Genomic DNA, 11846 nt, shown 5'->3' with positions numbered 1-11846 from the left:
ACATCTTTTCTGACTTGTCAACAACTTTTTTAACTTTTTTCAAAATATTCGGAAGTTTCATTTCCAATATTTTAAAACTCAGTTACCAGTTGTTTCCATATCGCTCTTACAGCAACTTGTTTATCTTATCACAGGTTCTGCTGTTTGTCAACAACTTTTTTCATAATTTTCAGAATTGTGTCAAATCCTTTGAAATATTATGATGTTTTCTGTCACTTATCGGCGACAGCTAAATTATAATAGCACAGGAAGATACTGGTGTCAACACTAAATTTCATTTTTTGATAAATTCTTTCTTTGCGATTATGCCGCTTACACTTGATCTCATCTGAAAAGAACCTATGTTCCATCAAGGCATAATATAATAATGTCTGCCGGAGCGTTTTTTCAGATTTACATATAGCATCAAAAACTCTTTCTTAAGTTATCTGTAAGAAAAGAACAAACAGCAAAAAAAACATATGATTACCCACTAAAGCCAATGTTCTCCTCCGCATTATCTGTAAAATGAACAGATAATATGGACTAGCACTTCCGGATTACATAATAAAACACAAGAAAGCTTTCAAATTATCTGTAAAGCATGAAGAAATCACAGTCACACCGCCTTATATTACATATAAAATTTGGCGTTTTCCTCCCTTCTATCCGCAAAGCATGTGGAACCATTGCTAAGTTTCCCATGGGTATATAGGAAATACAGCTGTACCCACTGCCCCGCCGAACACCGAAACATATCTAAAATCCACTTGAAACCGCAATAATCTGCAAGAAAAATGTTATAATACTAACTATAATAAAGAGGAAATACTGCGCAGAGGTATTAAAATGAATCATTCTATGGGAAAAATAATATTAGATAAACAATTGAATATAGAAGTATTGACACTTGCAGGAGAAGTAGAGAAACTGCCCAATCATTTTCATGATTATTATGAGTTGGGCTATATAGCCAGCGGAAGCAGACGTGTGATATGCCAGTCCAAAGAATATATTGTGGAAAAGAACGACTTACTTCTTTTTAATCCAAATGATAATCACGCTTGTCTGGAATTGAAAAAGGAACTTTTGGATTTCAGATGTGTTCACATTACCGCTGCGCGTATGCAGGAGTTGATGGTGGAGTGTCTTGGATTTGATGTTTGTCCGTATTTTGAGCCGCAGGTCATCTGCCAAAGTGATCTGGCTGCGCAGATGGAGGAACTCATCGGTTTGATCACAGACGGATCGTGTGACATTCTCCAGAAAGAGGAGCTGCTTTACCTGATCCTTGGTGACTTGGTTTCTGATTTTTCCAAACCGCTGCCAAAGGAACATGCCGATGCCTCCTGTATCACTGCCCGTGTCTGCGATTATATGGAATGCAATTATATGCATACGATCACCTTACAGGATCTAAGTCGTCTTTCCGGGCTCAGCAAATATCATTTTCTGCGGATGTTCACCCGGGAAAAAGGCATATCCCCCTATCGCTTTATTGAATGTCTCAGAATGACAGAAGCGAAAAAAATGCTGAGAGAAGGAAAGGGTCTGGCTGATATCACTTATCAACTGGGGTTTAGCAGTCAAAGCCATTTTACTAACTTTTTCAAAAAGTACGCCAGAATCACCCCGAAACAGTACAGCAGATTATATAACAACTAAAAGAAAGGAAAACTTATCATGAAGCACACTTGTATCGTCATCTCAGTGGCAGATATCCATGCAGCCAGAAGGTTCTATGAAGATTTATTCGGTTTGGAATTATATCAGGATTACGGCAGGAACATTTCGTTTACCTGCGGTTTGGCACTGCAGGAAGATTTTGACTGGCTTGTCAATCTGCCAAAAGAAAGCATAGGAAAAAAGTCCAATAATATGGAGATTTGCTTTGAGGAGCAGGACTTTGACGGATTCTTAGACAAGCTGAGGCAGTATCCCCATATTGAATATTTAAGTGAAGTCATGGAACACGACTGGGGACAGCGTGTTGTTCGATTTTATGATCCGGACGGACATATGATCGAAGTGGGAGAGGATATGAAAATGGTCATAAACCGATTTCTCACATCCGGAATGAGCATGGTTGAAGTTTCAGTAAAAATGGGGGCGTCCATTGAGGATTTAAATAAACTACTGGAGCATTAAACAGGGGATCTGAACGCAACCCAAATCTTCAGCTCCCCATGTTCAAAGGCCGCTCCCATACGGCCTCCCATCTCCTCTGTCAGCAGTCTGGCAATGGACAGGCCAAGCCCCGTAGCATTTTTTCCGCTCTCCACAGTGTAATAACGGTCAAATAGCTTCTCTGCCAATACTTCATTCATTTCCGCCGCGTGATTGCAGAACACTGCCTTTCCATCTTCCATCAGAATAATCCTCAGGTCCCCGTCACTGTACTTCAGTGCATTCCCGATTATATTTTCCAGGACACGGGAAAGAGCCGCTTTATTCAGCAGCCGTTCTATCTTCCTCTCCGGTATCCTGATATCCGGTGTGATTCCCTTATCCTTAAACGCACCGTAATAAGCCGCGATACACTCCTCCAGCGCCTGGTTCAGACTCACAACCTCTTTTTCTTCATATTGATGAACAGACATTACCAGAGAATACCGGAACAATTCTTCTGTAAGCTGTTTCAGTCTGTCGATTCTCTCCTGTATGATTCCCAGATATGTCTGCACCTTCTCTGATGTATCTTCCCTTTCCAGCAGTTCCATATATCCGCAGACCGCAGTAAGCGGTGTGCGCAGGTCATGGGAAATATTTGTCACTGCCTCCTTAAGCTCCTTATCGCCCTGCAGATAACGGATTTGTTCCTTTCTGAGAAGTTTCATCTGTCTGTCAATCTCAGCCGCAAGCCGGCGCATTTTATGGTCTGAAATGCTGATATCAATCCCTACATTGGTGTCTCTGCCCAGCCTTGCCTCCATTTCTTCGCAGATTTCATCTGCTGCCTTCCGATAACCGGCAATCTTTATCCACAATATAAAATTAAACAGCGCAAGGACTGCGCACAGAACACCAAGCAGACAGACCATATCTTTTTCCTCTATTTCAAATCTTTTCTCTTAAAACAAAAAACGCCCACAATATTTACCACACCCGTAATAATAAGGGAATAAGCTCCCAGAGTCCATGGATTCCTTACAGACAGCGACGCAATCTGCAGACTCTGCCCTGTAGGCAGCAAATCAAGCACAAATTGATGCGCAGCTCTCTGGGCAGGCTTCAGATACATGGGATTAGGGATTTTTTGTATTGTCTGCGTAGTGGTATCCCCAACCGTCTTTGACATGACAGCACCATCCACAAACTCCTTTTCTCCCAGTTTCATGGCAATATAGAGCGCCAGTATGATTGCCGCAAAAACCCCGATCATACTGATGACTGCCACCAGCGCCTTATTCTGGTTCAGCATGGAGAGCATAGTGAAGACTGCTGTAAAAGCTGCTGTCATAAGCACACTGTTCAGCAGATTCATAAGAACAGCTCCCATACTGCTCTCAAAAAATCCAAACAACGGTATCCCCAGGATTCCTGCCACCAGCATATAGACTGTGTTCATCATGACCCCTGCTGCCGTACATGTTATAAAATTTGACAGATAGATGCTTTTCCTGTCACACCCCGCGATCAGTTTATTACGAATCGTTCCATCACTGTATTCTGTTCCGATATACAGACTGCAGAATGCTGCGATGAGCATCCCAATGACCATATGCGAAGCAAAAAATACACCGTCATAGCTGACTGTCATCTCATATCTCGTCATATTGTTGTACTGGCCTGCACAGTCAGCGATCGCATACAGAGCCATGACCACTATCCCGGTCCAGAAATATTTATCCTTTTTCAGGCGCAGAAAATTTGCATGAAGGAGCTTACGCATGGCTGCCACCCCCTATTAGATTGATATAGTAGCTCTCCAGGCTCTCATCCTTTTCTGTAACCTTATATACGATGCATCCCTGTTCGGCCAGGCTCTGTATAAGCTCTGTGACATTCCAGTCTCCATATACGTCAGCCTCCTGATCAGATGTCACCGCGTATTCTATCTTCTTTTCGTCCATCACACGAATCAGGGACCGCATATCTGATACGGTCAGGTGCATGCATTTTCTACAGGCAGACTCCAGATCACCTGCAGTGATCTCCTTCACGATCCTTCCCTGGTCGATAAATCCATAATGGGTGGCAAGCCTGGACAGTTCATCCAGAATATGGCTGGAAATCAGCACCGTGATCCTGTATTCCCGGTTCAGCTTCAGGATCAGCTCCCGCATCTCCACGATTCCCTGGGGGTCCAGCCCGTTTACCGGTTCATCCAGCACCAGAAAATCAGGATCACCCGCAAGGGCAATGGCAATCCCCAGACGCTGACGCATCCCCAGGGAAAAATTCTTGGCCTTTTTCCTGCCTGTGCCCGAAAGCCCCACCAGTTCCAGCAGTTCTGTGATTCCCTCATAAGTAGGGCGGCCCAGGATCGCATACTGTTCCCGGATATTTTCTTCAGCCGTCATATCGAGATAAATGGATGGATTTTCAACCACCGCTCCCATTCTGCGACGCATCTGCAGGATATCCCCGGATGTGTACTTTTTTCCGTAAATGGAATACTCCCCAGATGTTGGGCTCTGCAGGCCGCAGATCAGCCGGATCAAAGTGGTCTTTCCCGCTCCGTTTCTTCCGACGAAGCCGTAAATAGCTCCTTTTTCCACATGCATGGTCAGATGGTCCAGTGCTTTAAAATCTTTATATTGTTTTGTTAAGTTTTCTGTACTCAGAACATACTCCATAACAATGCCTCCTTTATTTGATACAGTCATGATAGCACGGCATGGTTAAGAGAGCAGTTAAGCAAACAGTTAAGAAACGGTTAAGATTACATTTCCCGCATTTTAAAACCGATTCCCCACACAGCCTCAATGTAATCCCTATCCTTTATCTCCCTGAGTTTCCGCCGCAGATTGCTTACATGGACCTTCAGGGAGCTTTCCATACAATCCGGCGTATCCTGGCTGATCAGATCCAGCATCCGGGATTTTGTAATAACCTGGGAGGGATTCTGCATCAGCAGCTTCAATATGGCAAATTCCGTCTTTGTCAGACGCACGGACATGCCGTCCGCAGTGACCTGATGGGCGGCGGTATCGAGGCAGAGGCCGTCATACTCAAGCACCGCATCTTTCACCACAGCGGACTGTTTTCTAAGCTGTACTGTGATCCGCGCCAGCAGTTCCCTGGTTTCAAAAGGCTTCGTAATATAATCCGCAGCCCCGTCAAGCAGCAGATTCACCTTGTCATCCACTCCCGCTTTTGCACTCACCACAATGACAGGAAGCCCGTCAAGCTTCGGCAGGACTTCCTCCCCGGATAATCCGGGAAGCATCAGATCCAGCAGAACCAGGTCGGGCTGTTTTTGAGCCAGGAGAAGGAGTGCCTCTGTGCCTGAATAGGCGCGCATGATTCCGTAGCCCTCTTTTTTCAATATTTCTTCCAGCATATCCCCTATGGGAATGTCATCCTCTATGACTGCAATATATTTCATAACAGTACACCTTTCCTCTGACGTTCTGCTCTTTCCCTAAATAGTCAAAAGCCGCTGCTCTACCTTCTCAAATCTGTATTTCTGTTTGATCTCCGGGTACTTTTCCCTGTCCACCTCACTCATGAACATATCGTAGGGACGTGCCCATACGCCAAACGGCCTGTAGAGCGCCTGATAGATCACAAGCGTCTCATCGGTCTCCGAGTGTGTGGCAAATGCCATGATCTGATACAGATAGGTATCGCTGTCAGGATTTACTGTCTCTCTTTTAAAATTCTTCACAATATCCCCCGGTTTAAGCCTTGGTTCCATACGCCTGTCCTCCTATATCAAAATGCCATCGCAGTGGTCAATCTCATGCTGGATGATCTGGGCTGTCCAGCCTGTATAGCGTTGTTTACATCTCTTAAAATTCACATCCCTGTATTCCACCTCGATTGTCTCATACCGGGTCGTCCTTCTCACTCCTTCCAGGGAAAGGCAGCCCTCCTCTGTTTCATAGGGTTTTGATTTCTTTACGATGACAGGGTTGAGCATGGGAAGATTGACTTCTCCCATTTGGACTGCTATGATCCTTTTCTTAATCCCTATCATATTTGCAGCCATCCCCACACAGCGCTCCCTGTTTGCCTGGAGGGTATCCAGCAAATCCTTCACAATAGCGCCGTCCTCTCTCACCGCCGGCTCTGATTTTTGGCTGAGGAAGAAAGTATCTTTTACGATTGGTTTTATCATTCAGCCTCCCCCATTTCCTTTGCCATTCTCATGTCCTCTTCATTCAGCCGGCATCTTTTTTGGGCCTCGTCCCACAATTCCTGTTTATATGCCATCTAATCACTCCCATCGGTTTTTCTGTAATCAAGAGTATAACCGATTCCTGTCCCATATTCAACTGTTACGCATACGGATATCTTCCATTCTGACTAATTACCTATTATATGTATTCCTTTTTCTGGGCTTTTCCCACAATAAAATTTTCCAATTTTCAAAATTCCACAATTTACGCCGGGATTTTTTTTGATTTTTGTTGACACTTTTTCATTGAAATAAGGTATAAATAAATTACCCCCAATACATTATATAGTTTTTGCTACACCCCATAAGAAGAAATACCTTCTCCAAAAAGACCAGCTCCCCCGCTGGTCTTTTTCCATTTCTCAAATATTTCCCGGAAAACATTGATGGTTCCCTGCACGTAAACTGCAGGAGATCAATTCTCCTCCAAAGTACATAATTTGACGTCTCTTTGTCCCACTGCAATATGCAGCTTTTCAGACATGATCACCATTAAGACTAAGATCACTGCCATAAAAACAGGGTACAGCCCGATATTCACATACTGTGCAACAAGCCCGAACAAAGGCGGGACCAGGCAGGTTCCCACATAGGCGGCAGCCATCTGCACGCCAATGACAGACTGGCTTAAATCCGCTCCGAAGTTGGCAGGCGTCTCATGTATAACGGACGGATAAATAGGCGCACATCCGCACCCGATCAGAATCAGCCCCACAAAGAGGACATTCCCTCCAAGGGGAAGGAGAACGCAGAGAATCCCCAGCGCGGCTACAGCCTGTCCAAGACGTATCATATTGCGGTCATTTACCTTCATAGTGATAAAACCGCAGACAAACCGGCCCGCTGTTATCCCCATATAGAATAGACTTGCCCAGCGTGCTGCCCGCTCAGGCGAAATTCCATGGTATAAGGTACAGTAACTGGCTGCCCACATACCCGCCGTACTTTCCAGTGCACAATAGCAAAAGAAACAGATCAGGACCTCTTTCACCCCTCTAAGCCTCACAAGCTGCGGCAAAGTATAATGGCGGGGCGGCTGACCTTTGTCTATTCCGGCATCTGCTGATTCGGCGTTTATCTGTCTTTTCTTCATCTTTTTCCAAAGAGGCAGGGAAAAGATCAGGACCGCCGTCAGTGCTACCTGCAGGACAGCAATGGTCTGATATCCGCCGTTCCATTTGAATCCGCCTGCCACAGCCCATCCCATGACCACAGGGCCTATGCTAGCGCCCAGCCCCCACATACAGTGCAGCCAGCTCATATGCCTGGCGGGATAATGCAGGGCTACAAAATTATTCAGCGCTGCATCCACACTTCCCGCTCCGAGTCCGTACGGTACTGCCCAGATGCACAGAAGCCAGAAGGAATTGCTGATGGAAAAACCAAACAGTGCCGCCGCAGTCATTCCCACACTGATCGCCGTAACTTTACCGGCACCAAGCCTGCGGGTGAGAAAATCGCTGGCCAGACTGGAGACAATGGTTCCCGCGGCAATAATCATTGTGATCACTCCTGCCCAGGAAACAGAAGCCCCCAGTTCTCGGTACATACTGGGCCAGGCTGACCCAAGCAGAGAGTCAGGAAGGCCCAGACTGATAAATGCCAGATAGATAATAATCAATAATAATGACGTCATAATGCATCTACTCCTCCTATGTCTTACATTTTATATCTCCGCATATTGTAAATCAAAATGCGGATTGCTTCCATAATGATAACGTATTATACTATAAAAAAAGCGACATACTGAAAAAATTCAGAGGTGTAAAAATGATCAACAATACAGTACGTGTGGATGAAAAAGGCAGAGAACTGCAGAATCACGGGAATTTGGCATTCCCCTGTGCCTGGTACTGCAGCGGTCCTAATCAGGGGGATGTGCCCTGGCACTGGCATGAAGAGATTGAACTGGTATATTTAAGCAAAGGAACCCTGCAGTGTGCAGTGGGTAACAGGCGTTTTCCTCTCCGTAAAGGGGAGGCACTTTTCATTAATACAGGCATTCCTCACGCATTTTTTGAGGAATCGGGCATTCCCTATGAGGAAAGTGACATTGTATTCCATCCCCGCCTGATCTATGGGGATGTGGGGAGCATTTTTTATGAAAAATACATGCTGCCCCTCATGCGCTGTCCCTCCATGGCAGGTTTTGCTTTCCGAAAGGACCTGGACTGGCAGAGAGAGGCTGCTCTCTCCATAAAAGAGGCAGTCACGGTATGCAGAACAAAACCTGAATTATACGAGTTTACCGTGAGAGAGGCACTGACAAATGTATTTACGCTTCTCCTCAGACATAACAGCGGGGAACTGCAGCAGACAGAAGCCAGGTCCTCTTTTCTGATGGAACGGGTAAAACGAATGCTGGACTATTTCCACAGCCATTACCAGGAATCCATCAGCGTGGAACAACTTGCAAAACAGGCTAATATATGCAAACGTGAATGCCAGAGGGATTTTAAGAAAGTGCTTGGTCTGACTCCCACCCAGTATTTTGAGCAGTACAGACTTTCCATGTCCCTCCGCCTTCTTACAGAGAGCAGCTGCAGTATCATAGAGATCGCAGACCAATGCGGTTTCCAAAGCCCCAGCTACTTCACCAAATTATTCCGAGAGAAGTACGGTGTCACGCCCACTGCCTTCCGCTCAGGTGCTCCTCTGCTTCATTCCGATCTGAAGTGAGCAGATGACATTTGCCTGCATTGCCCCATATGCTCTACATGATGCTGCAGCTTTCACATTGCATAATGAAACGGCCAAAAATCCTCTTTTTACGTTCTAATCCCACAATGGATTTTCCCTGTTTTCAAAAATCCACAATTTCTTTCTCGATTTTTTTAAAATTTTGTTGACACTTATCTGTTGAAATATAGTATAAATAAATTACCCCCAATACATTATATAGTTTTTGCTACACCCCATAAGAAGAAATACCTTCTCCAAAAAGGACCAGCCCCCCAGCTGGTCCTTTTTATTTTCTTTACAGCAGATAAGAATACGCAGATTTCTTCAGCCATTCAAAAGTATACTCTTCCGGGTTGTTTTTCAGCTTGTATTTCAGAAATTCTTCAAAGGAAAGAAACTCTGGCATCTGGTATGGTGTCTTATCATCTGCCCCGGGTGCGCCATAAACCTTTGCTGCCCAAACTGCCGCCTGGATTTTTTCTTCCGCAGTATTCGGTGAAATATTGTTGAAAAAGAATATGGCAGGCGTGGGACCTGCTTTTGCCTGCAGCACATAGTCCCGGACAAGTGCTGTTATATTGTCAATGGGCTCAAACTCCAGATATGTGGCAGAAATACCTATCTGCAGTGCTGTCATGCGCTCAGTAGCCACGGCTCTTGCATAATCAGCTCCCAGAGAAGCGGCATCCGGGTCTATACATAGAAAACGGCCATTGGACCAGATGATGAAGTCCTCAAAACGTTTCCGCTCATCCCCCTCCAGCATAGCAGTTCCGAAAAAGGCAGTATCCATCAGCCGCATCCCCGGCATATTAAGTTTATCCAGCTCACGCTGCAGATAGGGCCGTATGAACTTTTCTACAATTTGAACATTTACCATAGGTACGGATGCAAAAGCATCCACAAAATCCATCTCGGCAAATCCGGGAATGGCTTCATTCAATGCGCGGAACATGGGTACATGATAATCGTCTACAATACGGCGGAGAAATTCATGGACAAATTCCGGATCTTCTATGGTCGCCATGATAAGATTCTCAATGCCATACAGATTGCCCGCCAGTGTCCAAGGCGCGGAGAAGATCGGGAAGGTATCCACACCGGTATAATGCTTATACGCTTTGCAGTATTCGATCAGATATGGAAACCGGCCTTGGTCCAGTCCCCCAAACCTGATTTTATCCAGGTCAGCAGCATCCTTGATGAAGTAATCCGACCGGTCAAAATCAGGACAGTGATCCGGGAAAAATTTTATCTTAGCCCCCATGGCCTCTGCCTCAAAATTGTAAACATCCATATTTGCGGTGAGGATATCCAGTTTCAAATAATCCTGTACAAGAAGTGTACATTCCGCCATGGCCTTTGCGTCATCGCGGAACAGATAATCATAAGGAACTTTGCATAGCTCAGGAATATATTCCGTCACCAGCGCTGTGACAGGTACATTGGCATTCGGCCAGTTAGCAAGATTCTGCAATGTTTGCAATCTTTCCAATAAAAATGTCATTTTAGACTGTGTCATTTCTATACTACCTCCTTTATTAAACCCGGTTACTTGTTAATATTCATTATAAACTTTAGGGCAGTAAAAGAAAAATGATGAAAAAGCACAGTACTGTGCCGTTTTTTCATCATTTTTAAGGGGTTATAGAATATGCAGTTATGTAGTCAGAAGCCGGATGATCTCATTGATGAGAGGATTCCTGTTATCCGGATTCCAGGCCACGATGAGGCCGGAATCACCTAATCCTTCCAGCTCCACCTTTCTGATATCTGAGGATTCCCAGTCACAGATGAGACCGTCCGCCAGAAGCTGTCCTTTTCCCAGTGAAAGATTATAGCGGATAGAATTTGTGTTGGAGACACTGGCTGATATTAAGGGAGTAAACCCATGTGTCCTGCAGACATTCTCCAGCAGATGATAGTAATGTGGATAAACTGCAGGTGAAAGTGTCAGAAAGGGATATTGTTTAAATTCTGAAAAAGAATGAACCTCCTCATAAAACAGCGGATGACTTTTATGAATAAAAACCGCGTTTTGCGAATGGAAAATCTCCTTCCATAGAATGTTTTTGTTGTCAAAATAAGAACTTTCCTGAAGCCAGGTTATGATAAGATCGAAATAATTATCCTCGATCATGCCGGTCAGCTCATGCATATCTCTGCGTTCCCATACGATTTTTTCCGAAAGTTCTCTGGATGCCTTCTCCTCCAGTCTGGAAACTGTATAGGACGCTGCTGTCTGCGTTGTATCCAGCAGCCCTATGCGTATGTTGGAGGCATATCCCTCCTGGATCGTGTGGGCCTTTTCCAGACTTTGAAGTATCATTTCCAGAAGCGGCGTCCAGTCACCGGCAAGTTCCCGGGCTGCAGGTGTCGGAATAAGCGTATGGTATTTCCGAACAAAGAGCTGAAGTCCCAGTGTGGATTCCATGGAACTGATAGTTTTGCTGACCATGCTCGGAGTAAAATTATATTCCGCGGCAACACGGCTGTAATTTTTCAGGCGGACGCACTTTAGAAAGATCTGAATCTGCTGCAATGAAAGGTTAAACACATTATTATTATATTTCATACGCTCCCTCCGCTTCAGTCACTGACGTCCTTCACCTATATAAAAATACATATACAAAAAAACTCCATAAACAATTATGTTTACAGAGTTTAAAGCTCCCCCTGTTGGACTCGAACCAACGACACTGCGGTTAACAGCCGCATGCTCTACCGACTGAGCTAAGGAGGAATAGATACAATGATACACCGTACCTTCAAAACCGCATATACAAAACTCAAAAACCTTTTTTCAACTCCGCCGTTCGCACTTTCGTGCTCAGGTCAA

At 44.9% G+C, this 11846-nt stretch carries 12 protein-coding genes and 1 tRNA gene; 3 read left to right on the top strand and 10 right to left on the bottom strand.

Translation table 11 applies throughout. The features are described from left to right. Positions 1-828 precede the first annotated feature (828 nt). Positions 829-1644: an AraC family transcriptional regulator gene (locus WMO65_RS25615; RefSeq protein WP_148394052.1), complete on the top strand. Its 816-nt coding sequence runs from the start codon at positions 829-831 to the stop codon at positions 1642-1644. An 18-nt stretch (positions 1645-1662) separates the two neighbouring features. Then, positions 1663-2127, top strand: coding sequence for a VOC family protein (locus WMO65_RS25610; RefSeq protein WP_148394053.1), 465 nt, complete (start codon positions 1663-1665; stop codon positions 2125-2127). Here the strand turns inward: WMO65_RS25610 and WMO65_RS25605 are convergent. The 7 genes from WMO65_RS25605 to WMO65_RS25575 form a co-directional block, all read right to left on the bottom strand. After that, positions 2124-3020, bottom strand: coding sequence for a sensor histidine kinase (locus WMO65_RS25605; RefSeq protein WP_054353820.1), 897 nt, complete (start codon positions 3018-3020; stop codon positions 2124-2126). The two genes, WMO65_RS25610 and WMO65_RS25605, sit on opposite strands and share 4 nt — an antisense overlap. An 11-nt stretch (positions 3021-3031) precedes the next feature. After that, positions 3032-3871: an ABC transporter permease gene (locus WMO65_RS25600; RefSeq protein WP_033143137.1), complete on the bottom strand. Its 840-nt coding sequence runs from the start codon at positions 3869-3871 to the stop codon at positions 3032-3034. Further along, the gene (locus WMO65_RS25595; protein ID WP_054353818.1) at positions 3864-4778 is read right to left on the bottom strand and encodes an ATP-binding cassette domain-containing protein; all 915 of its coding nucleotides are present in this window, start codon (positions 4776-4778) and stop codon (positions 3864-3866) included. The genes WMO65_RS25600 and WMO65_RS25595 overlap by 8 nt, the downstream gene beginning before the upstream one ends. An 86-nt stretch (positions 4779-4864) precedes the next feature. Next, a complete protein-coding gene (locus WMO65_RS25590; RefSeq protein WP_148394054.1) occupies positions 4865-5530 on the bottom strand; it encodes a response regulator transcription factor in 666 nt (221 codons plus the stop codon). A 36-nt stretch (positions 5531-5566) separates the two neighbouring features. Then, complete coding sequence (locus WMO65_RS25585) at positions 5567-5842, bottom strand: DUF1653 domain-containing protein (protein WP_033143140.1); 276 nt, start codon at positions 5840-5842, stop codon at positions 5567-5569. A 12-nt stretch (positions 5843-5854) separates the two neighbouring features. Next, on the bottom strand, positions 5855-6265 hold the full coding sequence (locus tag WMO65_RS25580) for a peptide deformylase (RefSeq protein ID WP_054353817.1): 411 nt from the start codon (positions 6263-6265) through the stop codon (positions 5855-5857). 475 nt (positions 6266-6740) lie between these two features. Beyond that, entirely contained in the window at positions 6741-7961 is a 1221-nt protein-coding gene (locus tag WMO65_RS25575) for an MFS transporter (RefSeq protein ID WP_148394055.1), read from the bottom strand. Between the two features lie 134 nt (positions 7962-8095). On the opposite strand from WMO65_RS25575, the gene WMO65_RS25570 reads away from it, so the two are divergent. Continuing rightward, positions 8096-9004 (top strand): helix-turn-helix domain-containing protein, encoded by a 909-nt coding sequence (locus tag WMO65_RS25570; RefSeq protein WP_349064787.1) that lies wholly within the window; start codon positions 8096-8098, stop codon positions 9002-9004. Between the two features lie 298 nt (positions 9005-9302). Here WMO65_RS25570 and WMO65_RS25565 read toward each other — a convergent pair whose 3' ends face one another. The 3 genes from WMO65_RS25565 to WMO65_RS25555 all read right to left on the bottom strand — a co-directional run bounded on the left by WMO65_RS25565 (position 9303) and on the right by WMO65_RS25555 (position 11750). Then, positions 9303-10529, bottom strand: a complete 1227-nt coding sequence (locus WMO65_RS25565; protein WP_148394057.1) for a uroporphyrinogen decarboxylase family protein — start codon at positions 10527-10529, stop codon at positions 9303-9305. A 138-nt stretch (positions 10530-10667) separates the two neighbouring features. Continuing rightward, positions 10668-11582, bottom strand: coding sequence for a LysR family transcriptional regulator (locus tag WMO65_RS25560; RefSeq protein WP_148394058.1), 915 nt, complete (start codon positions 11580-11582; stop codon positions 10668-10670). A gap of 95 nt (positions 11583-11677) precedes the next feature. Further along, positions 11678-11750: transfer RNA gene (locus tag WMO65_RS25555), tRNA-Asn, on the bottom strand. Positions 11751-11846: the final 96 nt, after the last annotated feature.

Source organism: Blautia caccae (assembly GCF_040095955.1).
Taxonomy (GTDB): Bacteria; Bacillota; Clostridia; order Lachnospirales; family Lachnospiraceae; genus Blautia; species Blautia celeris.
Note: the sequence above shows the minus strand (reverse complement) of the source record. Positions and strands in the feature narration are given on the sequence as shown.

Bases quoted from the DNA above. Each gene is read 5' to 3' on its own strand.
- WMO65_RS25615 (WP_148394052.1), top strand. From the start codon at position 829: ATGAATCATTCTATGGGAAAAATAATATTAGATAAACAATTGAATATA.
- WMO65_RS25610 (WP_148394053.1), top strand. From the start codon at position 1,663: ATGAAGCACACTTGTATCGTCATCTCAGTGGCAGATATCCATGCAGCC.
- WMO65_RS25605 (WP_054353820.1), bottom strand. From the start codon at position 3,020: ATGGTCTGTCTGCTTGGTGTTCTGTGCGCAGTCCTTGCGCTGTTTAAT.
- WMO65_RS25600 (WP_033143137.1), bottom strand. From the start codon at position 3,871: ATGCGTAAGCTCCTTCATGCAAATTTTCTGCGCCTGAAAAAGGATAAA.
- WMO65_RS25595 (WP_054353818.1), bottom strand. From the start codon at position 4,778: ATGGAGTATGTTCTGAGTACAGAAAACTTAACAAAACAATATAAAGAT.
- WMO65_RS25590 (WP_148394054.1), bottom strand. From the start codon at position 5,530: ATGAAATATATTGCAGTCATAGAGGATGACATTCCCATAGGGGATATG.
- WMO65_RS25585 (WP_033143140.1), bottom strand. From the start codon at position 5,842: ATGGAACCAAGGCTTAAACCGGGGGATATTGTGAAGAATTTTAAAAGA.
- WMO65_RS25580 (WP_054353817.1), bottom strand. From the start codon at position 6,265: ATGATAAAACCAATCGTAAAAGATACTTTCTTCCTCAGCCAAAAATCA.
- WMO65_RS25575 (WP_148394055.1), bottom strand. From the start codon at position 7,961: ATGACGTCATTATTATTGATTATTATCTATCTGGCATTTATCAGTCTG.
- WMO65_RS25570 (WP_349064787.1), top strand. From the start codon at position 8,096: ATGATCAACAATACAGTACGTGTGGATGAAAAAGGCAGAGAACTGCAG.
- WMO65_RS25565 (WP_148394057.1), bottom strand. From the start codon at position 10,529: ATGACACAGTCTAAAATGACATTTTTATTGGAAAGATTGCAAACATTG.
- WMO65_RS25560 (WP_148394058.1), bottom strand. From the start codon at position 11,582: ATGAAATATAATAATAATGTGTTTAACCTTTCATTGCAGCAGATTCAG.